Origin of the sequence: Acinetobacter sp. 'aerobic (ED)', from assembly GCF_904886855.1 — a bacterium.
In the GTDB taxonomy this organism is placed as follows: Bacteria; Pseudomonadota; Gammaproteobacteria; order Pseudomonadales; family Moraxellaceae; genus Acinetobacter; species Acinetobacter courvalinii.
Map to the genome: position 1 here is coordinate 107,859 of NZ_CAJHGI010000006.1, position 25,574 is coordinate 133,432.

Below are 25,574 nucleotides of genomic sequence, written 5' to 3' on the forward strand. Positions count from 1 at the left end.
ACAGACCTCACTCAACACGTTGAATAATCAAGGCAATCCCTTGACCGACACCAATACACATCGAACACAAGGCATATTCACCTTTGATCTGTTCAAGCTGATTCAAGGCCGTGGTCACCAGACGTGCACCAGAGGCACCGAGTGGATGACCCAAGGCAATTGCACCGCCATTCGGATTAACCCGTGCATCATCATCTGCCAAAGCTAAATCACGGGTCACCGCCAAAGCCTGTGCCGCAAAAGCTTCATTCAATTCAATCACATCCATTTGTTCTAACGTGAGATTGGCCTGTTTCAGCAGTTTCTTGATCGCAGGCGCAGGCGCAAAGCCCATAATCCGTGGTTCAACCCCAACTGTAGTCGCAGCAATGATTTTGGCGCGTGGCTTGAGTTGGTATTTTTCTATAGCGTGATCCGAAGCAATCAATAAGGCAGCAGCACCATCATTAATTCCAGAAGCATTACCTGCGGTCACGGTACCTTCGGCTTTGACCACACCTTTGAGTTTGGTTAATGCTTCTAAAGTGGTCGATGCACGTGGATGCTCATCAGTATCCACCACAATGGCATCGCCTTTACGCTGTGGAATCGTCACCGGGATGATTTCATTGCTGAAGAAGCCTTTGGCTTGTGCCGCTGCAGTACGTTGTTGGCTGTTAAGCGCAAACTGGTCCTGATCGGCACGGTTAATATTGAACTGTTCCGCCACGTTTTCTGCGGTTTGCGGCATGCTGTCGACGCCATACATGTCTTTGAGCTTTGGATTGATGAAACGCCAGCCCATGGTGGTGTCTTCAATCTTTTGACTACGGCCAAAGGCACTGTCTGATTTGCCCATCACATAAGGGGCACGGCTCATGCTTTCGACGCCACCTGCAATAATCAGGTCGGCTTCATCGGCTTTAATCGCACGGGCAGCCATGGCAATGGCATCCAGTGATGAACCACACAAACGGTTTACCGTGGTGGCAGGCACCTGATACGGTACGCCTGCCAATAAGGCTGACATACGCCCCACATTACGGTTATCTTCACCCGCTTGGTTGGCACAACCATAGATGACATCATCTACCTGTTGCCAATCCACAGTGGGGTTACGTTGCATCAGAGCCTGAATTGGAACTGCCCCAAGATCGTCGGCACGTACAGGAGCAAGACCGCCTGCATAACGACCAAATGGGGTACGGATGGCATCGATGATATAAGCGTTTTTCATAGTCTTACATTTCCATTTCTAAATCTGTTGTGAGCACTGCCACAAATTATGGGTTTAGTCATTCTTCCTTTGCGTAGGCAATGCCTCACTTTTGACAGGACAAAAGTGACAAAACCCTTTGTTGAACAGAGGAAGCTTCCTTGCCTCCCTGTCCAACGGGCGACATCCCTGTCGCCTGTCACGATAGTAAATTAGGTGAAAAGTCTAAATCTTCGTAAGCAGAAGCTGCATTTAAACCTTATCATTCAATGTTTCGCGATGGCGGCATGGATGCCGCCCGTTAGACTGTGGTATATGGATATACCATCAGTCTAACAAAGGATTTTTGTTACTTTTTATCCTTAAAAAGTAAGGCAATGCCTATACAAAAAGCCTCTGCTTTAACCCGTAATTAGTGGCTGTGTAAACATTATCATTGAGTCGCATCAATCAACTGAGCACCCGTCAATGCCTGTAACTCCTCAAAGCTCAGACCATCCACTTTTTCAATCACTTTCAAACCGTCTTGAGTCACATCAATCACACACAGGTCGGTATAAATCCGATCGACACACTTTAATCCCGTTGCTGGATAAGTGAGTGCTTCAACAATCTTGGGCTCACCTTGCTTGGTGTTGTGGTCAGTGGTGATAAATACTTTCTTGGCGCCGACAGCCAAATCCATGGCACCACCTACTGCAGGAATGGCATCTGCTGCACCAGTATGCCAGTTGGCCAGATCACCATTGGCCGCCACCTGAAATGCACCGAGTACCGCAATATCCAGATGTCCGCCACGCATCATGGCAAAGGAATCACCATGATGGAAAAAGCTACCACCCGTCAGCATGGTCACATATTCTTTACCTGCATTGATCAACTCAGGATCTTCCTCACCTTTGGCAGGCGGTGGACCGAATGCGAGTAGGCCATTTTCCGAATGTAGGAATACATCTTTATCGGCTGGAAGATAATTAGAAATCTTGGTTGGAAGGCCGATGCCGAGATTGACATAAGCACCATCTGGAATATCTTGAGCGACACGTTCAGCGATCTGGTCACGGCTTAGTTTTTGATAGCTCATTGTTCTGCTCCTATGCCGTTGGCTGCATCGACAGCGACTACATGCTGGACAAAAATCCCGGGGGTAATAATGTGTTCAGGGTCAAGCTGACCGAGTTCCGCCAGTTCAGACACCTGCGCAATAGTGACATCTGCGGCCATTGCCATGATCGGGCCGAAGTTACGCGCAGATTTGTTATAGACCAGATTGCCCCAGCGATCGCCTTTGTGTGCTTTGATCAATGCGAAGTCGGCTTTAATCGGATACTCAAGCACGTAGTCTTTACCATCGATATGGCGGACCTCTTTACCTTCAGCCAAAAGCGTACCAAAGCCTGTTGGGGTAAATACGGCACCTAAACCCATCCCAGCAGCTTGAATACGACAGGCCAGATTACCTTGTGGGACCAGTTCCAGTTCAATCTTGCCGGCACGATACAGTTCATCGAAGACCCATGAGTCAGACTGACGCGGGAAGGAACAGATGATTTTACGAACCGCACCTGTTTTGAGCAGTTTAGCCAGACCGTAATCGCCATTGCCTGCATTGTTATTGACGATGACCAGATCCTTGATGCCGAGTTCGATCAGTCCATCAATCAGTTCAGCGGGTTGTCCTGCAGTGCCAAAGCCACCGATCATGATGGTTGCGCCATCCTTGATCTGTGCCAGTGCCTCAGTCAATGTGAGCGTACTTTTATCAATCATCTACCTACTTCCTGTACGATGCATCACTCGTATTTTCATCCTGAAAACCGATGAAATTAAGTCGAGTGCTTTGTTCGGATTTCTTCTATTCATTCTTGATAAATTCTGCGCTCACTTCTAGACGTTGAAGTGCATTTTGTTCGATGATTATTTTTTATGTTCGATCATCGAACATTATCCAAGTAAAATAGTCATGTTTAGTTTAGAATAAATTCTTCAACAAAAGATTTGGAACGGATACCTAATCAATGGAAAATGATGAAGCTAAAAGTCCTCGATTAATTCACCATAATGAAAATAAAAAGACCATCCGCCATGAAGACTTTATTGCAGGAATCGCGAAAGGTCTTGCCATTCTGGAATGCTTCGGTCCCGAACGACATCGCTTGAATATGAGTACGGCGGCTGAAAAATCCGGGATGACCCGTGCTGCTGCACGACGCCATTTACTCACATTAGAATACTTAGGCTATTTAGATTTTGATGGACATTACTATTATTTATCACCCAAGATTCTAAAATTTTCAGGGGCTTATCTGGATGGTTCTACACTTCCCAAAATCTGTCAGCCCTTATTAAATCTTTTAACCAATCAGACTTCACTGATTTACTCGGTCATGGTTTTAGATGGTTATGAAGCAATTACCATTGCCCGTAGTGCGGCTCACCAACAAACCGATCGGGTCAACCCTTATGGTTTGCATTTAGGTAATCGCCTCCCTGCCCATGCCACCTCTGCTGGCAAAATTTTACTGGCACATTTAACGCCCGAACAACAAAAGCGCTGGCTGGAAAAATATCCCTTAAAACGCCTGACCAAATATACCCATACCGAAACTGAGCTATTTTTAGAATTACTGCATGAAATCAAGGAACAGGATTGGTGTTACTCTTGTGAAGAACATGAGTTGGGCGTGCATGCTGTGGCTGTCCCTATATATGACTCCAATGCAAGCGTCGTTGCTGCCTTAAATATCGTGTCTCCAACCATGCGCACTACCAAGGATTATTTAATTGCGCATATTTTACCTTTGCTACAGGAAACGGCGCGTGATTTGCGCCAAGTGATCTAACCCGTCATCTAAATTCAAGGCAAAAAAATGCCACATCTGGTATGTGGCGAAAGGTGTACTGTGTATACGGGTCATGTCCGTGTGTTTAAATTAATTACCCCAGCTTAAATGTATATTAATTTTTCAACTTCACACATCGAGATTGATGTGACTGACTAAAAAATACGCTGGATCAATCAGACAACTTACAGATCAAGCACCAATTTCTTGCCTTTGGCACGCGACACGCAGATCATCATCGACTGCTGTGAGGCTTTTTCATCATCACTCAGATATTGGTCAAAATGCTCTGCCTCACCTTCTAGGATCGTGGTTTCACACGTCCCACACACCCCTTCACGGCATAAACACTCCACATCAATATTCAGCAATTCAATCGCTTGTAAAATGGTTTGATTGCCTTGAACTTCGACTTGCTGATTGGATTTGGCCAACACCACCGTAAATGCTTCCCCCTCTTCAGGTACAGTTGAAGCAAATTGTTCCCAATGAATATATTCATCGCGGTAACGATGATAATTACAACGATCAATCACCGCATCAATCATCGGTTTCGGACCACATACATAGACATGCGTGCCTTTGGGTTGAGACCCAATCAGTTGATCCAGATCAAGACATTTTCCATCTGAGTCCACATAGCTAAATATATGTTCGCCATGTTTTTGTTTTAACTCTTCCAACAGTGCTGCATGCTCTGGTGAACGATAGGCATAATGCAACTCATAATCGGCACCGCGTGCAGCCAGTTCATCCATTTGCGGTACAAACGGGGTAATCCCAATCCCACCTGCAATCAGAATATGTTTCTCGCCATCTGCCGCCAATGGAAACAGGTTCTTCGGTTCAGAAATCAGAATCTCACAGCCTTCATTGCACTGATCATGCATAAAGACTGAACCGCCCTTACCTTCGACATCCTTGCGTACACAGACTTGATAAGTCGACAGATCTTGAGCACAGCTCATCAATGAATAAGCATTTGACAACTGGTCATTCATTTTCACAATGATATGACTGCCGCCATTAAACTGAGGGAAATTTTTTCCATCCTGACGTTTAAATGTGAACCGTTTAATCAATGGAGTCAGTTGCTCTACACAAGTGACCACTGAAGGGAACATTTCATAATGACTCGCCATGTCTAAATCCTCTTTACCGCCTGCTGCTCATCCCAGCATTTTCTATTTTTAAACGCAAATGGCCTGTTGGACCGATTATTCAGCGTATCCCAACAGGCTGTATTGCTATAATCCTAAACACATATACTTAATGGTCATGAATTCTTCTAAACCGTATTTAGAACCTTCACGACCAACACCTGATTGTTTGACACCACCAAATGGCACGACTTCGTTGGAAATAGCGGTGGAATTCATCCCGACCATGCCATATTCCAGTTGCTCAGCCACACGCCAAATCCGTGAAATATTTTCGCTATAAACATAAGCGGCCAAACCAAAAATCGTATCGTTGGCTTGTGCCACCACATCGGCTTCGTCTGTAAAGCGAATTAACGGTGCAACGGGGCCAAAAATTTCTTCCTGAACAATCTCCATGTCACGCGAAACATCGGTTAACACCGTTGGTTCAAAGAAAGTCTGACCCAATGCATGTTGTTGACCACCACAAGCCACTTGTGCACCTTTTTCACAGGCATCATCAATCAACTGTTTGGCTTTCAGTACCGCCTTGTCATTGATTAACGGTCCGATCTGCACATTCGGCTCCAAACCATTGCCGATTTTGAATTTCTGTACTTCTTGTACAAATTTCTCGGTAAAGGCCTGATAAACCTGGTCATGGACATAGATTCGATTGGCACAGACACAAGTTTGCCCAGCATTACGGAACTTGGCAAAGATTGCGCCTTGTACCGCTTTATCCAGATCGGCATCATCAAACACAATCAGGGGTGCATTGCCACCAAGTTCCAGCGCCAGTTTTTTAATGGTGCCTGAACATTGCTGCATCAATAAACGACCGACAGGTGTAGAACCGGTAAAGGTCAGTTTTTTGACTTTTTCATGGCTAGTAAAGACCGAACCAATCTCTTGCGATTTGCCTGTCACCACATTAATGACACCCGCAGGAATGCCCGCCATTTCTGCCAGTTTAGCAAGCGCAAGTGCACAATACGGCGTTTCATTGGCAGGTTTGATCACGATGCTACAGCCCGCTGCCAAAGCAGGCGCTGCTTTACGGGTAATCATCGCAATCGGGAAATTCCACGGTGTAATGGCGGCAACCACACCCACAGGTTCTTTGGTCACAATAAAACGTTGCTGACTGTTGGTGGTTGGAATCACATCGCCATAAACACGTTTGCCTTCTTCGGCAAACCATTGAATAAATGAAGCGGCATATTTCACTTCACCTAAGGCTTCGGCTAAAGGCTTACCCTGCTCAATGGTCATGATCCGTGCCAGCTCATCCGCATGGCTCAAAACCAGTTGATACCAAGCCAGTAACAGATCTGCACGTTTTTGTGCCGTTAATCCTTTCCATGCTGCTAAAGCTTGATACGCCAATTCTACCGCTTGCGTAGCTTCCGCTGCACCCATATTTGGAATCTGGCCAATTTCTTCACCCGTTGCCGGATTGGTCACAGGGATTGTGGCACTGGATTGTGCATTCACCCATTGACCATTGATCAATCCGCGTTGTTGAAATAATGAACTTCCTTGCAAAGTTGACATGTCATGATCCTATCGATTGAAAGCAAGGTACGGTCTGCGTCCCGTACCTTAAATGACTGAATAGCTGATACGGGATTATTTGTGATATTGCGCAACAAGATTCTGGAAATAGGCAATGCCATGCTCACTAATCCCTGAACGTTGCTTGTCGGTCATGATACGACCTTGACCACGATAACCCCGTGATTTCAAGCCACGTTGTACGCTTTCAACCAGTTCCAGGTCTTCAGGACGGAAGACATTGCGATACCATTCAATCAAGTCTTTCTGATCTTGGGTCAATTCTTCATTGGTGAAGAAAATGTCATAGTGCTGCAAAGTGGTTTCCGCATCCATCGGAAATTCATAGATCACGGTCATGAAGTTTGCACCGGGTGGCACGTTAAACATGGTGCATGGCCAGGTCCAGAAACCGCTAAAGGTCGGGTCTTTCACCGATGGGTCAAGCTTGAATGACTTTTCTGAAGAACGTGCATAACCATATTGCAGCGTCCAGTTCTGATGGGTGGTGTGCCAGTATTTATCCACCTGTACCGAGTCGGCAAAACCGGGATGCGCCGGACCACAGTGATAACATTCCAAATAGTTATCCACGATCACTTTCCAGTTGGCAGGCGTTTCCGTTACGAAACGTGCAGCCAGTTTCAAGTCTTTAATCACCGCACAGGCTTCATTCAGTTTTTGTGCAAATTCAGGCAACTGATCTTCAACACAAGTGGCATTTTCATCCATATTGATAAAGACAAAACCGCCATATTCTTCCACTTTTAACGGCACCATGCTGGAGTTTTGCTTGTCAAAAGACTCGACATGATCACAGTTACGCGCCAGTGCTAAACTCCCATCCAGCTTGAATGTCCATGCATGATACGGACAGGTAATCACGTTTTTGGCTTTACCGCTACCGCTTAACAGCTCATGACCACGATGTGGGCAGACATTATAAAATGCACGTAATACGCTGTCTTTACCGCGAATCACGATGATGTTTTCACCAATGACCTTACGGGTAATATAGTCATTGTTCTGGGCAACTTCACTGCCATGTGCCACGCAAATCCAGCTTTTCGCAAAAATTTCTTCTTTTTCACGCTCAAACACCTGAGATGAGGTATAGAACACTTTGGGAAATGTCCATGCCACATCCGGGTTTGAACAGAAATCTTCTGGTAATTTTTCAACTGCATTCATGGTTTTACTCCATTAAACTCTTTTGTCCTAACGACCGTTTTATCAAAATTGGCTGGTGTTCAAATCACTTGAACATTTGCTTTAACGAACTCAGCATGTGCTGATATAAATCCTGTACCACAGGACAGTCCCGTACTAAACGTAAACTGCCATGCAGTAATCCTTTGCCGAGATAAAACTCGGCAGCAATATTGGCTTGTTTTAACTTGTCTACGAAAATACGTCCGTCGTCACTCAGTGGATCGTATTCAGCCACCGCAACAAAACTACGCGGCATGTCAGAAAAATCCTGTGCGTTCAATGGCGCTAAACGTGTATCTTTCCAGTCGCTTGCATTCGGTGCATATTCCTTCAGGTAATAATGCATTTCCTCTAGCGTCAGTAACGGTGCATGTGCATGCTGCTGGCAAGACGCGGTATCAAAACTACTGCCCAAACATGGGTAGATCAAAGCCAAACCACAAGCCTGATTGCCTGTATGCTGTAGCTGAACCGCCAGTGCCGCGGCTAAGTTGCCACCTGCACTATCACCTGCTAATACCACCTGCGCTGGATTGATGTTCCAGTCTGCGCCATGCTCACGTAGCCAGTGATAGACCGTTTCACAATCCTCATAAGCGGCGGGAAAATGATGTTCTGGTATCAAACGATAATCGACACTCAGTACCGCAACATTCAGATCACGGCATAAATAGCGGGTGATAAATTCATGCGAATCCAGATTGCCCAGCATCCAACCACCACCATGGATAAATAGGATACACGGCCAACCTTCCGCGGGTGCTTGGCCTAATGGTGTATACAACCGAACATTGACTGGATGAGTCGCATGCACAACGGTTTTATCTTCAATATGGACTGACCCATCGCGTGGCAAGGTGTAATGCCGGCACATCGCATCATAGGCTGCACGTATTGAATCAATATCATTATCCGCGGCTGAATAAATGCTGCTCCAGTACACCAGACTTTGCATTTCTTCGCTTAACTCATAGCGCGTGTTCGGTTGCTGTGTCATGACAATTCCTTTTGACTACTTTTATGGGCCAGTGCGGTTGCCGCAATATCAATCTGCATCTGTTGATTTGGGTCAGTATGCTCAAGCGCGTCCAGATCACTAAAGCTGCTTTGTTCAATCAAATGCGATGGCACTTTGGAATAATCCTCAATCAACCATTTCACCAGGCCATAGGTCTGTACCAGAATAATCACAATAAACGGTAAGGCAGTCACAATGGTGGCCGTTTTCATGGTGTCTAAGGGTGCCTTTGAAAAAATCATCGCAATCGGCACTAGGGTTAACATCAGACACCAGAACAAACGCGCATTCGGAGATGGATCTTGCCCTTCACTTAAACCACGGGTACAGGTTGCAGACACCGCATAGCCCACCGCATCCATATGTGCCGCAAGGAAAATCACCATAATGCCAAGGAACAACCACATCATCAGTTTGCCTGCTGGCAATAAACCCAACAGTTGACCAATCGCCACTTCGCCACCTTGCTGACTCAAGATTTGCGGCACATTGACCATGCCGTGAATGAAGCTGTGAACGCTGTAATTTTCAAATACCCCAAAGATGAACCATAAACCAACGCTACCGCCGATGACCATGGCAAGAATCACTTCTTTAATGGTGCGTCCTTTAGATACACGGGTCACAAACAACGCCACGCCCGGTGCATAAGAAATCCACCATAACCAGTAGAACACGGTCCATTCACGGGTGAACTTTCCATCGCCCATCGGATCGGTAAACAGACTCATATCGACAAAGTTAGTCGCCATCAGACCAAAACTCATCAATGAATTATTCATAATGAACTGGGTTGGTCCAAAGCACAGCACATAGATCGCAAACAGCACCACGCCCAAACACACCATATGACTCAAGCGCTGCATGCCTTTATCCATACCCACATACGAGCTCAGCGCAAATAAGATGGATACCGCTAAAATGATGATCACTTTGGTCATAAAGGTATTCGGGATACCCGTGAGTTGCGACAGAATGTTGGTAAAGGTCACCGCAGTCAAAACCAGCGAAATGGTCAAGGCACCAAACATACACAGCAAGAACATCAGGTCGACCACACGTCCAACCGGGCCCGTTGCTTTAAAGCCTGTGACCGCTTCCACCATTGATGCCAGACTCAAGCCTTTGTTCTTTCTGACATGATAGCTATAGCACAGTGAAATTGAAGCCAAAGCATAAATCGACCATGCACTCAAACCGGAGTGAAAGAAGGAATAAGCCACGCTGTATTTCAGCGCTGCTGCCGATTCAGGGGCTAAATTCAAACCCGGGGTCTGGTAATAATAGGCCCAGTCCAGAAAGCCCCAGTACAAGGTGGATGACCCAATCCCCGACAAAATGAACATGAAAATCCATGACATGGTGCTGTATTGGGGCTTGCCTTCACCAAGCTTGATTTTGCCGTATTTACTAAAGGCCAAACCGAAGGTAAAAATAATTGATAAAAAAGCAAATAACAGCACTGGCGTAGTGAATACCGAGGTGGTCCACTGCATCCATTTTGCCGCCAGTTGTATTGATTCAGATGAGTAGATTGCCAGACCAGCCACCGAGGTAAATACAACGGCTAGACTGGTGATCGCAAGCGTCTTATCTGTATAAGGTTTTGTAATTTGATTATCCATATCTATTCAATCCATCTCGGATAGTGACTATTCCCTGAGGGGTACTTACTCCATCGCGAATAAATCCATTTTTTGCTGAGTCACACAGGCTGCAATCGCATCACCCACTTCATAGGTCTTGGCAGTTCCACCGACATCAGGCGTTTTCGGGCCATGCACCAACACATGCTCAATCGCCTGCATAATCTCTTGTCCTGCCTGAATCACCTGCTCATCTCCATCTGCCAAGAAATCCAGCATCATGGCACCCGACCAGATCGCTGCAATCGGGTTGGCAATTTGCTGGCCGTAAATATCGGGTGCTGAACCATGGACAGGTTCAAACAAGGACGGAAACTTACGTTCAGGATTCAGGTTAGCCGAAGCCGCCAGACCAATGGTGCCAGTACATGCAGGACCTAAATCCGACAAGATGTCACCAAATAAATTCGATGCCACCACCACATCAAAACGCTCAGGCTGTAGAACAAAACGTGCTGCTAAAATATCAACATGCTGTTTATCTGCCTTGATCTGTGGGTAGTGTTTTGCCATTTCATCGACACGTTCATCCCAGTACGGCATGCTCACCGCAATCCCGTTCGACTTGGTTGCAGCCGTGATTTTTTTCGCCTCACGCTGATCCGCAAATTCAAAGGCATATTTCAAAATGCGATCGACACCATGACGGGTAAACACCGCTTCCTGCAAGACGAACTCACGATCAGTCCCTTCAAAAGCTTTACCACCAATCGCTGAATATTCACCCTCACTGTTTTCACGCACCACATAAAAATCGATATCGCCCGGTTGTTTGCCAGCCAGTGGACATTTCACCCCAGGCATTAACCGAACAGGGCGTAAGTTCACATACTGATCAAAACGACGGCGGAACTGCAGCAATGATCCCCACAGTGAAATGTGATCTGGCACCTTTTCAGGCCAACCCACCGCACCAAAGAAAATTGCATCATATTGCTGTAAGACTTCAAACCAGTTATCCGGCATCATTTTGCCGTGTTCAAGGTAATAATCGCAGCTGGCCCAATCGAAGCTATCCATTTGAACTTGAATGCCATATTTGTCTGCTGCTGCCTTTACAACCTTGATGCCTTCTGGTAGAACTTCTAAGCCAATTCCATCGCCTGCAATCGTGGCAACTTTATACTTTTTTGCCATAACGCTCCCTTACACCTTTGGTTAATATCCTGAGTTGTAAACATGCTGTTTTCGGCAGCAATGATCAATAAGAAAACTATCACCCCAATGGACACGGATCGTGAATAATCTACCTAACCTATCGGATTTAAAGGTTTTTTGCACAGTCGCCAAACGCAAGAGTTTCGTCGACTCAGCGGAGGAGCTCGGTGTTTCACCTGCATTTATCAGTAAACGCATCAATATTTTAGAAACCAACCTGAACTGCAAACTGTTCCACCGCAGTACCCGTCATGTCAGTTTGACTGAAGATGGCAAACTGATTCTGGATCGGGTCTCCAATATTCTGGACGAATTTGATGAAATCAGTGAGCTGGTGAATAACCCCTTAAGCACGCCCACCGGTCATCTCGACATTGTCAGCAGCTTTGGTTTTGGCCGTAAACATGTTGCGCCCATTTTGTCTAAACTGATGACCATGTATCCCAAACTGGAGATTCAGTTTGATACCATCGACAACACCAAAGACCTGATCCAGCACAGCATTGATCTGGATATTCGCATTGGCAATGAGATTGCCCCGAATATGATTGCCAAAAAACTGCTGTCGAATTTCCGGATTTTCTGCGCTGCGCCAAGCTATTTGTTGCAACAAGGCATGCCTGAAAGTCTGGACGATTTGCGTAATCATGATTGTCTGACCATCAGTGAACGAGATCAATCCTCAGTGTTATGGAAATTACGCCATCCTTCGGAAGATCGTTCGGTGCATGTCACACCACGTTTTATTTCCAATAACGGCGAGATTATTCACCAGTTGGCAATTGAAGGACATGGCATTATCTTACGTTCGATCTGGGATGTGGCGGATGAATTGATTAGCGGTCAGTTACAACATATCTTGCCGGAATACTGGCAAGATGCCGATGTCTGGGCAGTATATCCTTCACGTTTAAAAAGCTCATCCAAACTACAGACCTGTATCCTGTTTATTCAAAATGAACTGATCAACCGTTTACAGCATATCCAAAACCTGAACCGTGGTCAGTTAATCCAACCGATTGAGCCGATCAATCCAAATACAGAGAAAGTATTTCTATAATTGCGATAAGCTGCCTGCTTTCTTTTTTCAACTCTATCATGCACATTAGCAAGATCATGAATTAACAGGCAGCTTATGAGCACGGCAATATTTGGCCTTATTTTACTTGCGGCAACATGTCACGCCACATGGAATGCCATTGTAAAAGCGGGTACAAATAAGTTTTTAACCACGGTACTGGTTACGGCATCCGCAGCAGTTTTAGCCGCACTCCTGCTGCCCTTTTTTCCAATGCCGCATCGCGAGAGCTGGCCTTATATTCTGGCTTCAACCGCAATACAGATTCTGTATTTTGGCATGGTGGCTAAAATCTACCGTGTGGCCGATATGGGGCTAACCTATCCCTTAATGCGTGGCACAGCACCGCTGATTGTGGCCGTGTTAGGCACTTTGTTACTGCATGAACAACTTCAATTCAATGCATGGCTAGGCATCATCACCATTTCCATTGGCATTTTATCCATGATTTTGGCTGCGCCCAAAACGGGACGCAAAGGTATCGGTCTGGCTCTACTCAACGCTGTCTTAATTGCAGGTTATACCTTGCTGGATGGTCATGGTGTTCGCCTGGCAGGATCAGTCATTGCCTATATCCTATGGAGTTTCGTACTCTCTGGACTGATCTTTTTTATCTTTGCCCTGAAAATGCAATATCGTCAGATGGGTGAGTATTTTCGCCATAATTGGCATTTAGGTTTAATTGGTGGAATCGGTTCTTTTTTCTCTTATGGTTTGGCACTGTGGGCGATGACGCTTGCACCGGTTGCGATTGTTGCCGCACTAAGAGAAACCTCGATTTTATTTGCTACGCTGATCTCGATTTTTATTCTAAAAGAACGCATCAATGCAGTACGGATTATCTCCTCATGTATTATTTTAATCGGGGCGCTGATTTTAAGAACCGCCTAAATGAAAAAAGCCAGTCTATCGCAAACAGACTGGCTCATTTTCCAAGCTGGATTTAGAAATAATAACCCAGCGATAAATAGAACAATTTATTCCATTGATTGCTGTCACCTTGTGCCAGTCCATCTGCGCCACTACCCGTCATTGGGTCATTGCGACTCCAGATATATTCACCCTGTATGCCGACTTTTTTATAGTTAAAATATAGACCTGCGATTAAGCGATCAGAATCTTGATAGCCTGATTCATCTTTATAAAAACGGCTATACGATACATAAGGTTTAATATTTTCTAACTGATGAAAAGGCTTGGCAAAGGTGTAGTTAATTTCATTGGCCATATATTTGCCTTTGTTGGCCACCTGATAAGGATAATCAAATGCGCCAATGGTCGAGCTTTTTGGCAAAAGATCATCTGCATTTTTAATGTCCTGCTCGCCTGCCAGGAACAACCATTGCCATGCCTGATAATTGGTGGTGCTAAAAATGCTCCAGGTACTGCGATGCCCATCTCGGTTGCTGCGGTTATTTTCCAATTCCGAATACCAGTAAGAGCCACCAATTTCCGTGGAAAAATTTTGGGATTGATCTAGCTCAAATTTTCGGGATAAGCGCGTCACCCACATATTCTTTTCATCAATATCGGTGCCTTGGGTCAGATCATCTGCGCGCACAAAGTTACCGCTATAGCGGCTGGAATCCTTGGAGGTACCTTTGTAATTGCCGCCATCGGTCGGGTAAAAACCGAGAATGAAGTTATACAGATTATCCTTAAACTGGTACTTCACCCCAAGGTTTTGAATGTCTTCCAGTCCAACTGTATTCAGCAAAGTTTCATAATAGCTATTGCCCCACAGTCGCCCAAAGCCAAAATCAACCGATTGAAAACCGACTGTCAGCCGTTGCTGATCCGAGAATTTATAGCCTGCCCAAGCATCTTTTAAAAACAGTGCATCGCACAAGCGGTCATATTGATAGCAACGCACATCCATCGATGCAATCCAGTCTGGGTTTTCATAACTCAGCACCGCCTTGATATCGGCCAGTTGCCAGTCATCATTTTTAGAACCTTCATTGGCTTCGACAATATAGTCTTTATGGATATAGCGGGTACGGATTGCGCCTGTCAGTTTTAGTTCACCCGCTTGTGTTTTCGGATCACCGATACTGATATCGGTGGCCCAGACTGGCGTATTGGCCAACACACCCATTGAACCCAAGAGAAGCAGTGCTTTTTTCATTGTTGTACGTCCTTGTTTAACCTCATATGAAAATGAAGAAATTCACGCTGACAAACAATGCTTAAACTATAAAGTTGGTCTTTACAGAGTGTGTTTAATGGGACAATATTAAGCTCAGTCAAGTATGGAATATCCTTTGTAGATTGATAAAATCATCAACAATTGATTACAACCAAAAGAGCATAACTGAGCTTATAACTATCGTAGAACCAAAAAAAACAGATAACTTAATATAAAACCATAACTTTTTATGCTGCTCTACTACACTCATAGCCGAGTTAAAATCCAAGCCATAGAATATTTTTCTTTTTTCAAAAAAGTTTTTTAAACTCTTCTCAGAAAATAAGAAAATTGTATTAATAAAAGTAACACCTAAAATTATTGCTTCAATATTAGCAACGTCCATTGATTTGTTTTTATACAAGTTACCGTAAAATATACCTTTCAAATCTTCATTACGATTCACATATCTTGCTGCTAATTGGTGAAATATAGCCCACAATACAATTGACAACAATAAATAAATCACCAACAAATCTTTAATTAACATAGAAATACTCACAAAATTTCTGTCCTATTATGTTAAAAATAAGCGACCATAAAGTTTAAAATAGTGTGAATTGTAAAAATAATTAAATCACGCCTATTAATTATTGTTAAAAAAAGGAACCAACATTAAAATAAGCTCATTTAAATTTCAATAACAGCTTAGATTTAAATGAAAAATATTTTAGTTCTAACATCACTTATCTTCCTGATTTCATGTGGCAATTCTCAACAAAATTCAATCTCAAATACAAATAATTCAGATGCAGAAAACGTGTACATCTATGATCAAGAAACCAATAAAAAACTTAAGCAAGCAGAAGATTTGATCAATAATGACCAATATAATAAAGCATTTACGATTCTATTAGAGCTTGCTAAACAAGGAAATCCAGTTGCTCAGAATGATGTTGGTGCAAGTTACCAATATGGATTTAATGGTGAAACTGATGAAGAAAAAGCTATTCATTGGTATACATTAGCAGCTAAACAAAACCATGCCCCTTCAATACATAACTTAGGCTTAATAGCGTTTAATAAAGCAAAAAATGAAGATGACTATCAAAAAGCATTAATCCTTTTTGAAAAGGCAGCTCAACTGGGGTCCTATGAAGCAGTTAATTATATTGGTATATATCATATAAATGGTATTATTTTTCCTCAAGACTCAACCAAAGCACTTGAAAAATTTAAAATAGCAGCAGAGCACGGCAACGCCTCAGGTCAATTTAATCTTGGACAAGCCTATTACTACGGTAAAGGCGTAAAACAAAACTATAAAAAAGCATTTGAATGGTATACAAAATCCTCTGAACAAAACTATGAGGCTGCGTCAATCCAGTTAGCAAATTTATATGCAAATGGTAAAGGCACATCCAAGGATTTAGGAAAAGCTATCAACTTACTCAAACCAATAGCTGAGGATGGTAATGCTACCGCACAATATAATCTTGCTATAGCCTATAGAGAGCAAAAAAATGAAAAGGAATTTTTACTCTGGAAAGGTAAGTATGAGCGTAATCCCAACAAAACTGAATAAAACTTGAGATGAGAATTACTCATTTTTAGGTCCTAAATATGTTTCTTCTTCAACGACTAGTTCATGCTCTATAAAAATCTCTAAGCCATCATCTGTTTCATTTTTTTTGGTAAAACTAGGTTTAGCTGTTCCTTTACAATCTAAAACCCCTCCATAAATAACTTTTCCCTCTTTATAAATTCTATAAGTGGTTTGAAAACCATTTAAACTATCTTCATAACATTTTAACAATAACTCCTGAACAACTTGATTACCATTTTCTGCAATCATTTTTAATTCCTCATATGCATTTCCTATCTGAACATCATCACTATTGATCTGATCATTATGATTACTCTTATTAGCATTTACACTATCACATCCCCCAATTAAGGATGATAAAAACAACAAAGTAAAAAATTTACTTTTCATAATTTTTTACACCTCTTCATTCATAATTCCCCATTTGAGATTAAGATCATCTTTATTACATTAATTTAGATGATCAATATACCATTTCAAGTTTTGTTGCGCTTTTGGGTCACCTAACTCTGCTAAAGGCTTAATAATTTCAACAGCTTTCGCAACATTTTTATTGACACCTTTACCACTAAAGTACATCTCCGCCAATTGAATCTGCGCTAGACTATAATCTTGATTTGCAGACTTGGTAAGCCATACAAAAGCTTTTTTATAGTCTTGCTTGACCCCTTCTCCATAGTAATAAGCTTGTCCAATATTAAATAAAGCACTTGCATTATCCGCATCAATATCTATAGCTTGAGAAAAATTTGAAAGCGCCTTTTTATAATTTTGTTCAAAAACTATTCCTTCTTGATGATAAATTCCTACCATATTGATGGAATCAGCATTATTCATATTTGCAGCTTTTTCAAAATACGGTAAAGCCTGTTTATAATTTTCTTGTAAAAATTCTAAGATACCTAAATTATGGATGCCTCCCACATAATTTTGATCTGCCGCTTTTTGATACCAATACTTTGCTTGCTTTAAGTCAATCTCGCCCCAAAACCCATATTGATAGCCATTGCCTAAAGCGTTTTGAGATTTAGCATCTCCCTGCTCTGCAAGCTTCTTTAAGATGTTATATGCTTCTTGAGGTTTATCATCGTCAAATAAACTTTCTGCTTTTTTAAATAAGGTATCAATATCCTGTTGGCTATTGTTAGCTTCCTGCTTTGCTGGGCTTGTAGAATTACCACACCCCACTAAATAAAATGAAGATAAAAACAGAGTTATAATAACCAAGAAAATATTCTTTTTAGTCTTAATCCACATATTCAACACCTTTTAATTCACCTTATTTTTATCACAACAACTTAACAAAAATAAAATTTATAAAACCCACACTCATTAAAAAACACTAAAATCACACAAATTAATATTCAAAAATAAAGAAATAAGTTAACGATCCAACAAATAACACCCCAGAAATAAAAAAAATCAAAGAATATTTTTTTAAAAAAATGTAATTACTATTAATAAATTCAATCAACTCATCTTTAGAAAAGTTATTCGTTACTACATTATGTTTATCATCATAAACTGGGAGGCGCCCACTTTTCTTATAAAAAATATTATAATGAATAAAAAAAGAAAATAGCAGAGATTGTATTTCAAAAATCTCATAAAATGAGTATTTATCACCATTGATTTTAGGAAAATTCAATTGTATAAACTTATTTTTATTCATAAAATTACAAGAATATAAATAACCTACCAAAAACAATAATATACTTAAAATAAAGATAAAAAAATTAAAACCCATTATTTACACAATCCCATACTTTGATATAGTGCTTTATCCACAAACATACTTGAACCAGTAGCACCACCTAATACTGCTACAGTTATAATTACCTGCCCAACTTTAGCATGAGGCGTAATACCTAAAAATCCAAGTAGACGCTTGCTTAAAATTGCACCCACAGCTCCTCCAGCTAATGCCATTTCAGTTTAGTAAGATATTTGATCAATTTTTCTTATGTAATTAATAACCACCTCAGTATCAACTTAGTTAATTTTTCCCATCTAGTTGATACTGAGTAATTAATTTTATTTTTAATATAAAATATTATTCACAACCTGTAGTTCCTTTACACTTAACATCCCAATATTCATATTTCCCATTATCACCCATAGACTTATAGTAAAGTCTAATATTATAAATTGCGTCTGGATCACCCTTTTTAGCCATTTCACTAATAACATTTATAGCTTTCTCAACATTTTTCTCCACACCATATCCCTTATAATATGATGTTGCCAACTGAATTTTTGCAAAATCATAATTTTGCTTTGCAGACTCATCATACCAATAGAAAGACTTTTTATAGTCTTGTTTAACTCCCTCACCGTAAAAATACATTTGCCCTAAGTTGAATTTAGCATCAGGGTTCCCCAAATCAGCTGCTTTTTTGTAATACAAAAAAGCCTTATTTAAATCTTTATCAACATAATCCCCATTATTATACATGATACCCAAAAGATTAATAGCTGGCGCATAATTATCACTTTCTATTTTTTTTAATATAGATAAAGCTTCAGCCGAATTCCCATCCTCTAGTTTCAATCTACTAATATTGTACATTGCAGGTACATAATTATTATTACCCGCTTCAGCATAAAATTTTATTGCCTTCTTTATATCCTTTTCAACAAATATACCCTTCTCATAAAAAAAACCCATTTCATTCTTTGCAAAATCATCATTTTTTTCAACTAATTTTTCAAGTATACTAAAAGCACCTTTATAGTTTTCACTATCCATTTCAGCTTGATATTTAGAAACATATTCTTTTTTTTCAGCTTCAGAAATACCACTAGTACTTTTTGAGTTACAAGCACTACTAAAAACAAGAATGAAAACTGTAAAAATAAAAACTATTTTTTTAAAATCAAACATAATTAATCCTTAGACATCAAATCTATTTCGACAATCGGATCTCTATCAAAATGCTTTTTAGAGAAACGTCTATATGGATCAATAATTAATAATCCATAAGTCTGTGATTGTGCTAATGATGCTGAAATATGAGTTTTTTCATTAGCAATAGAAGATGCTTTCTTCGATCCAATTGCTGTTCCTGCACCATAGCCTTTTCCACGTATAGTACGTCCATCAGCTGTTTCAGCTATTGTATTTACTCTACTCAGATCAGCAATAAGTAATTTTACAGTGTTAGTAACACTATAACCAGATCCTGTAAGATCTTCGACATGTTGGGCATTTGTACTTACTATAGAATCGCCAATGCTAAATGAAAGCTTTTTGAGATGTTTTTTTATTTCCTCTTTAGACCATTTACGTTTTTTTAAAATACCTTTTTTCTTATAACTTTCAATAATTTCAGAAACTGTTCCTTTCCCACTTTGAACATCGGATACTATATTATTTATTAAATTCTGAGATAAATCTATTTGCTCAATAGTAGAGACATAAAGCATTTTATTACCATTTAAATCATATGCAAAACCTAATTCAAAACTCCCAACGAAGTTAAAGAAATCTGCTCCTAAACTTACCGATGCTTGAGTAGCTTTTTGTTTAAGTGCCATATGTACAGGAAAACCACTAGTACTCCCATAAAAAGCCCTTCTATTAATTTCTATGTCTATTTCTTGCCTTGTAAAGGCTTTTTTAAAATAATTTCTATTATTTAAAATTAAGATTTGGCCTATTTTCAAAGTATCAGTTATCTTTATTTTATTATCAAAAGCTATCTCATTAATATTTAGTGAATATTCTTTAGCTATTGAGCTTAATGTATCTCCATATCTAACTATATGAGATGATTTAATAAATATTTCTTTATCTGGACCAATTAGTTTTGGTTCAGAAATTTTTATTGGCTTATCACCAATATAAAGTCTTTGTCCTTTATAGATTTTAAATTCATGTGAAAGCCCATTATCCAACATGATACGCTCTTTAGATTTATTAAATTTCTTCGCAATAGATTCTACAGTATCTCCAGACTGAACTTCATAGAGGTCACTCCGTTCAGTCCCATTAACACCTTTAGCTTCAGTTTTAAAAACACCTATTTTTTCCACAGGGAGTTTAACCTTAATAAGTTCCTCATAATTAATAGATTTTAAGATATACGCACCCGTATCAATATTAAGTTTCTTTACAACCTTCCACTCTTTATACTTAGTAGGCAACCCCTTTATCTCTATAAGAATATAGCCATTAAAACCATTAATTTCGAATATTTTAGATAATCCAATCTTATTAGTTCTATCTCCGCTCTTTGTCAAAGTGCTTGCAATTGTTGGATAAGTTGTTGGGTAGCTTCTGATTCTGTACTCAACATTTGCGACACCCTCATCATAATTTGCATATATAAATTTAAATGAAAGCTTCAATTTCATTTCTTATCATCCAATTGAATTTCTAAAAACTCTTCTTCAATATCAATTTCGACATCAATTAACAATGAATAATCTTCACTAACTGTACTAAATATTCTTTTTGTTCTTCCTCGCTCATCTAACTCTCCTGCATGAAAGTAGCCCTTAGTGGAGAAAAATTTATAAGAAGTATTTTTATACTCCTGATTAGTTGAGTAATAAGACAAATCTGCTCTTACACTAAATTTAGTTATCTCTCCTAACCCTTTTAAAACAGGCATCTCATACTGAACTTTCGCCCCACCCATAAATAAATGCTGCCCCGCCTTGACCTCAAACTTGCCGCCCGTTACGGGGAAGATCCCTGAACCATTCAGCTTAATCTGAGAACCACCGGCAGTAATCACAATTTCTTTGGGGCTAGCGATCTCAATGCGGTCTTCGGTTGAAATAATCTGAATGCCTTGTTTGGCCAGTAAGTCCATGCCATCCGACTGCGCTTGGACTTCAAACTTGCCTTTCGCAGCCACCTGCTTGATCCCACTCTGTGCGGCAAACAGGCTAATTCGGTTTTGTGCATGCGTAATCAGATTTTTCTGCGTGCTTAAGTTGATACTGTCGCCTGCAAACTGGTTGATCTGCCCGTCCGCAGAGAGATGAATATCTTCATTGGTACTTAATCCAATACCCGCAGGTGAGTTCAGCAATAATAATGATTTTTTAAATTGCGCAATTTTCTCTTGAATCTGTTCAGCGAATTCTTTGAGTTGATCAACGGATTCAATCTCATCGGTCTGCTGATTCTTGGCCACTTCGCTGAGTGCCTTGGCATTGTTTTGATTACCTTCCAGCTGTTGCTTGGCAGGTTGTGCATCCAGATGTTCGCCTTGGGCTTGATCCTGTTTATGCGTGGAAACGAGTAAACCTTCTCCAGCTCGTACGGCTCCCCATTGATCGGTACGCAGTTCAAAACCTTCACCGCGGTCTTCACTTTCCGCTTTATCTTTCGGGTGGCTCAGTTTACCTAAGTTAAGTTGACTAGCAGCATGACTGCTCTGCAGTTGTGCGCTAATCTGTCCAGTGGTGTCATCAAAACGTAACTGGTTAAAGCCTTCGCCCTGATATTCTTTCGATTTGATCCCGGCCAGTTTCTTGGTGTCTGGCAGCTTGCCTGCATTGTCGAATTTGGTTGGGCTGCGATGCGCTTCATGAATACGTCCCACTACAAATGGACGGTCAATATTGCCATCAAAGAAGTCGATGACTACGATTTCATCGATACGCGGCAGAAAACGTGCGCCATAGCCTTCTCCGGCCCACGGGGTCAGTACATCGACCCAGGCTGAATCGGTGTCGTTGTCGTTGGCCCCTGCACCACCATCGTGGCTATGGTCTTCACTACGGGTAAACAGGAAACGGACTTTGATACGACCCCATTCATCCACATGGATTTCTTCGCCGCTTGGGCCAACCACTTTGGCACGTTGCGGTGAAGCGGCTGGACGGTGTTGTAATGGATTGTATTCAGGTACGGTTTTGATATTGCGGCGTTGCAGGATGAGCTGATTGGCTTGGCGTTCTTCTGTATTGCTTTGTTGGCTTGGCTGCCAGTTGCTTTGGGCCAATAGCTGATTAATCTGCTGGTGCAAATCTTTAGGCAAGTTGTTCTGATTGTAGAAGTGTTTGCCTGTGATCAGGAATTCTTTATCACTGCCATCGTGTTGGTCGATTTCAGGGTGTTCGGCCAGTTCAAACCAGTAACCGACATGGGTGTCACGGACGGTGGTCTTCGCTACGAACTGTTTCGATTGCAGATCGTAATATTGTCCGAGCTTCTGATTGAGCTTTTCTATCTGGGCATTGCCGGACTGGGTTGCACCATCTTCACCATTCAGGTCTTGCATCCATGCCGGTGAAAAATGCCAGGCCTGTTCCAGACCGAGACTGGCATTGTCGTGTTGTTCGCTGTGCTTATGCGTGCTTTGGACACTGCCTGCACCATCTTCCTGTTCCAGTGCATCAGCCTGCCAGCGTTGCACATGTACGCTGCTCGGTTGTAGAGAGCGCTGTCCGACCAGACTGGTCATGCTGTCGTATTGTTCGGTGGCACTGCTGCGGTGATAACGGATCTGGCGACGGTCTAAGGCCTGATACTGACTATTGTCATCAATCAGACGCAGTTTTTGCGGCTGAATCGCAGCACTACTTTGTGGAACGGTTCGTTCTGCTTCATCTACCAGCCAGTTGATGCCTTCGCTACGTAGTAAACGGGTGACAAAGTCATAGTCGCTCTCATTGGACTGCATTATGAATGGGCGGACATCGTAGTCCTGACTGAGTCCACTGAGGTCCAGCGTTAGGCTGGAGGCAAATAAGGGGCTTTTTTGTTGCCATTCTTTAAAGAAAACTTCCACCACATCACGCACGCTTTTATTCATAAACACGCGGCTGTTACGGCGTTGTTTCCACAGTGCGGTTGGGTCTTCGAGTGTGAGTTTATAAAGCGTTAAACTACCGTCCGACTGGCCTTGCAAGGCTTGCGTGATAATGCCTGTGACACGGCTGAGTTGTCCCTGATCGGTGACGGTATCAATGGCGGCTTGGCTGCCGATGAACTGTTTCAGGGGAATGCTGGCATTGGTCGACAAACAGATCAGCTCTGCCTTAAAACCGGCATTCAGCGCATGCTGACCATCAATGCGTTGCAGGAAAACTTGGGTATTTAAATTTTGATTCGAAAACTGAATATGAATGGCACGTTTTTGTGCTGTAAGGCCTAAACTTTCCAGAGCCTGAAAAATATTGTTCAGCATTTTTTATAGAACATTTCATTAAATTTGCCATATTTTACTCAAAAAAACGATTTAATGTCTATACAGTTCTGTCTATAGATGACCATAATTGTCACATTCTATTTATTTTTTTAAACTTCCCTGTTAAGTACCGCACACGCTGCTGCTCAAAAAGACGTTTTCCCTTTGTTCAGCCGCTGCGGATTTATTTGGTCAAGCGGATGGCTTTACCGTAATGTGTTGGGTTGAGCCTGATCACCAATATGGCCACCACCATGACCATGGCAAAGTGCCAGATCCAGCCGAGTGTATAATGACCTGTAACACCATGAAATACTGCAAGCAGCCAAGGCGCAAGCGCTGCAAGCAAAAATCCGCCGCCCTGCATCAAGGCGGAAAGCTGTCCGGCATGGGCAGGATCAGCCAGATGATCAAGTACCACAATCATCAGCAAGGCAAAACAGCCACCCAAGCCTGCGCCTAAAGTCACTACCCAAAAATAAGGCAAAGATTCGGGGATAAAAGCCAGACCTGCAAATCCAAGCAATTGCATGATCAGGGTTAAGGCAATCCAGAGACGGCGATCCTGATTGCGTCGGGATAAATAAGGCAACAGCAGCGCTGCCGCAGCCTGACTCAGTGTCAGTAGCGCCATCAGATTACCGCTCGCGGTCGCACTCCAGCCCAGCTCCTGATAGGCCGGCGCCAGCCATGCCACGATCGAGCTATAGCCGCCATTAATCAGTCCAAAACAGCAAATCAATAACCAGGTACGTGGCTGTTTCAATAACACTCCAACCGATGGCAGGGTGTACTGAGATTTTGCAGGTCGAGCTAAAAAACAACTAGCCAGTACAAATGCAGCCATTGCAGGCACGCTAAACACAGATAAACCAATTTTCCAGTTTCCGGTCATGCCGGTTATCAGAGGTGCAATCAAGGCGCCCACAGCGCCACCGCCCATCAACATGGCTGAATACAATCCCATCATCGGTCCTAGATGATCCGCAAATTCTCTTTTGATCATGCTCGGAAAACTGGCCTGTACAATCGCCACACCAAAGCCAATAATGGCCGCGGTCAGAATCAGGAATCCGCCATTCGGGCTGATAAAACGTAATGCACAGCCGAGACAGATAATTGCTAAAGCCGTCAGAATGGCCTTACGTTCACCCAAGGCACTTTGTATCGCCGGTCCAACGAAGGCAATGATGCCCATCAGCAGCATCGGCACCAAGGTGAGTAAGGCGATGCCTTGCAAACTCAGGCCAGTTCCCGTTCTTATCGAATTCGTGACCGGCCCGATACTGGTCATAAAAGGTCGCAAATTTAGCCCGACCAGTGCCACGGTCGCGATGAGTAACGGACGATGTTGAGGAGAAGTCAGCATGATTCAGACCAGTGATTTCCAGTATGCATACAAATCGGGCTTGTGCTCCAGCCGTACAGGAACATAGCGAATCTGCATCGACTGCTCGGCAAAAGGCTTGGCCAGGTCGGCATAAATTGCAGCGGTAGATAAGCCAAAGGGTTCACCCGCTTCATTTGAGTAGGCATAAGTCACGGCTTGTATACCTGCCATACGCATGGCAGCCATACACATCGGACAGGGATGTCCACTGGCAAACACCGAACATCCTTCCAGATTGGCCGAGTTCAGCTGTTTGCTGGCTGCACGGATGGCCTGTAACTCTGCATGCGCAGTGGGATCATTGCTGCTGAGAATCTGATTCACACCGGTCGCAATGACCACTCCATCTTTGACAATCACCGCCCCGAATGGACGGCCACCCGCCTCACTATTTTGATAAGCAAGTTCAATGGCCTGACGTAGAAAATCTGTATGTTGATCCATGTTTATCCC

Annotated in this window: 23 protein-coding genes; 4 read left to right on the top strand and 19 right to left on the bottom strand. The window is 42.4% G+C overall.

Annotated elements, in window-relative coordinates; genetic code table 11:
- Positions 1–7: 7 nt before the first annotated feature.
- The 3 genes from pcaF to JO943_RS13315 all read right to left on the bottom strand — a co-directional run bounded on the left by pcaF (position 8) and on the right by JO943_RS13315 (position 2,965).
- The gene (pcaF, locus tag JO943_RS13305; protein ID WP_202741029.1) at positions 8–1,216 is read right to left on the bottom strand and encodes a 3-oxoadipyl-CoA thiolase; all 1,209 of its coding nucleotides are present in this window, start codon (positions 1,214–1,216) and stop codon (positions 8–10) included.
- 412 nt (positions 1,217–1,628) lie between these two features.
- Positions 1,629–2,279: a 3-oxoacid CoA-transferase subunit B gene (locus tag JO943_RS13310; protein WP_202741030.1), complete on the bottom strand. Its 651-nt coding sequence runs from the start codon at positions 2,277–2,279 to the stop codon at positions 1,629–1,631.
- Entirely contained in the window at positions 2,276–2,965 is a 690-nt protein-coding gene (locus JO943_RS13315; RefSeq protein ID WP_202741031.1) for a 3-oxoacid CoA-transferase subunit A, read from the bottom strand. Before JO943_RS13315 ends, JO943_RS13310 begins: the two co-directional genes overlap by 4 nt.
- Before the next feature lie 248 nt (positions 2,966–3,213).
- On the opposite strand from JO943_RS13315, the gene pcaU reads away from it, so the two are divergent.
- Positions 3,214–4,038, top strand: coding sequence for an IclR family transcriptional regulator PcaU (pcaU, locus tag JO943_RS13320; RefSeq protein WP_202741032.1), 825 nt, complete (start codon positions 3,214–3,216; stop codon positions 4,036–4,038).
- 185 nt (positions 4,039–4,223) lie between these two features.
- On the opposite strand, the gene cntB is transcribed toward pcaU, so the two are convergent.
- The 6 genes from cntB to JO943_RS13350 form a co-directional block, all read right to left on the bottom strand.
- Positions 4,224–5,180, bottom strand: a complete 957-nt coding sequence (gene cntB, locus JO943_RS13325) for a carnitine monooxygenase, reductase subunit CntB (RefSeq protein ID WP_202741033.1) — start codon at positions 5,178–5,180, stop codon at positions 4,224–4,226.
- A 105-nt stretch (positions 5,181–5,285) separates the two neighbouring features.
- Positions 5,286–6,737: an NAD-dependent succinate-semialdehyde dehydrogenase gene (locus JO943_RS13330; protein ID WP_202741034.1), complete on the bottom strand. Its 1,452-nt coding sequence runs from the start codon at positions 6,735–6,737 to the stop codon at positions 5,286–5,288.
- A gap of 75 nt (positions 6,738–6,812) precedes the next feature.
- A complete protein-coding gene (gene cntA / locus JO943_RS13335) occupies positions 6,813–7,928 on the bottom strand; it encodes a carnitine monooxygenase subunit alpha (protein ID WP_005286894.1) in 1,116 nt (371 codons plus the stop codon).
- A 64-nt stretch (positions 7,929–7,992) separates the two neighbouring features.
- Positions 7,993–8,946 (bottom strand): alpha/beta hydrolase, encoded by a 954-nt coding sequence (locus tag JO943_RS13340; protein ID WP_202741035.1) that lies wholly within the window; start codon positions 8,944–8,946, stop codon positions 7,993–7,995.
- A complete protein-coding gene (locus JO943_RS13345; RefSeq protein ID WP_202741119.1) occupies positions 8,943–10,598 on the bottom strand; it encodes a BCCT family transporter in 1,656 nt (551 codons plus the stop codon). The genes JO943_RS13340 and JO943_RS13345 overlap by 4 nt, the downstream gene beginning before the upstream one ends.
- Positions 10,599–10,637: 39 nt before the next feature.
- Positions 10,638–11,750 (bottom strand): tartrate dehydrogenase, encoded by a 1,113-nt coding sequence (locus tag JO943_RS13350; RefSeq protein ID WP_171548672.1) that lies wholly within the window; start codon positions 11,748–11,750, stop codon positions 10,638–10,640.
- A 100-nt stretch (positions 11,751–11,850) separates the two neighbouring features.
- Between JO943_RS13350 and JO943_RS13355 the strand changes: the two genes are divergently transcribed.
- Both JO943_RS13355 and JO943_RS13360 read left to right on the top strand, forming a co-directional pair.
- Complete coding sequence (locus JO943_RS13355) at positions 11,851–12,831, top strand: LysR family transcriptional regulator (protein ID WP_032866985.1); 981 nt, start codon at positions 11,851–11,853, stop codon at positions 12,829–12,831.
- Positions 12,832–12,906: 75 nt separating this feature from the next.
- Complete coding sequence (locus tag JO943_RS13360; RefSeq protein ID WP_202741036.1) at positions 12,907–13,740, top strand: DMT family transporter; 834 nt, start codon at positions 12,907–12,909, stop codon at positions 13,738–13,740.
- 52 nt (positions 13,741–13,792) lie between these two features.
- Here JO943_RS13360 and JO943_RS13365 read toward each other — a convergent pair whose 3' ends face one another.
- Entirely contained in the window at positions 13,793–14,977 is a 1,185-nt protein-coding gene (locus JO943_RS13365; protein ID WP_202741037.1) for a porin, read from the bottom strand.
- 166 nt (positions 14,978–15,143) lie between these two features.
- Complete coding sequence (locus JO943_RS13370; protein ID WP_202741038.1) at positions 15,144–15,527, bottom strand: hypothetical protein; 384 nt, start codon at positions 15,525–15,527, stop codon at positions 15,144–15,146.
- 168 nt (positions 15,528–15,695) lie between these two features.
- Between JO943_RS13370 and JO943_RS13375 the strand changes: the two genes are divergently transcribed.
- Positions 15,696–16,562, top strand: a complete 867-nt coding sequence (locus JO943_RS13375) for a tetratricopeptide repeat protein (protein ID WP_202741039.1) — start codon at positions 15,696–15,698, stop codon at positions 16,560–16,562.
- 15 nt (positions 16,563–16,577) lie between these two features.
- Here the strand turns inward: JO943_RS13375 and JO943_RS13380 are convergent, their stop codons facing one another.
- From JO943_RS13380 to JO943_RS13415, 8 genes are all read right to left on the bottom strand, one after another.
- Positions 16,578–16,973: a hypothetical protein gene (locus JO943_RS13380; protein ID WP_202741040.1), complete on the bottom strand. Its 396-nt coding sequence runs from the start codon at positions 16,971–16,973 to the stop codon at positions 16,578–16,580.
- A gap of 60 nt (positions 16,974–17,033) precedes the next feature.
- Positions 17,034–17,840, bottom strand: coding sequence for a tetratricopeptide repeat protein (locus JO943_RS13385; RefSeq protein WP_202741041.1), 807 nt, complete (start codon positions 17,838–17,840; stop codon positions 17,034–17,036).
- A 489-nt stretch (positions 17,841–18,329) separates the two neighbouring features.
- A complete protein-coding gene (locus tag JO943_RS13390; RefSeq protein ID WP_202741042.1) occupies positions 18,330–18,491 on the bottom strand; it encodes a hypothetical protein in 162 nt (53 codons plus the stop codon).
- Positions 18,492–18,636: 145 nt separating this feature from the next.
- Positions 18,637–19,467: a tetratricopeptide repeat protein gene (locus JO943_RS13395; RefSeq protein WP_202741043.1), complete on the bottom strand. Its 831-nt coding sequence runs from the start codon at positions 19,465–19,467 to the stop codon at positions 18,637–18,639.
- Between the two features lie 2 nt (positions 19,468–19,469).
- Positions 19,470–20,939 (bottom strand): LysM peptidoglycan-binding domain-containing protein, encoded by a 1,470-nt coding sequence (locus tag JO943_RS13400; protein WP_202741044.1) that lies wholly within the window; start codon positions 20,937–20,939, stop codon positions 19,470–19,472.
- Positions 20,936–23,731, bottom strand: a complete 2,796-nt coding sequence (locus tag JO943_RS13405) for a type VI secretion system Vgr family protein (RefSeq protein WP_202741045.1) — start codon at positions 23,729–23,731, stop codon at positions 20,936–20,938. Before JO943_RS13405 ends, JO943_RS13400 begins: the two co-directional genes overlap by 4 nt.
- Positions 23,732–23,915: 184 nt before the next feature.
- A complete protein-coding gene (locus JO943_RS13410; RefSeq protein ID WP_202741046.1) occupies positions 23,916–25,100 on the bottom strand; it encodes a cyanate transporter in 1,185 nt (394 codons plus the stop codon).
- A 3-nt stretch (positions 25,101–25,103) separates the two neighbouring features.
- A complete protein-coding gene (locus JO943_RS13415) occupies positions 25,104–25,565 on the bottom strand; it encodes a nucleoside deaminase (RefSeq protein WP_202741047.1) in 462 nt (153 codons plus the stop codon).
- Between the last annotated feature and the right edge of the window lie 9 nt (positions 25,566–25,574).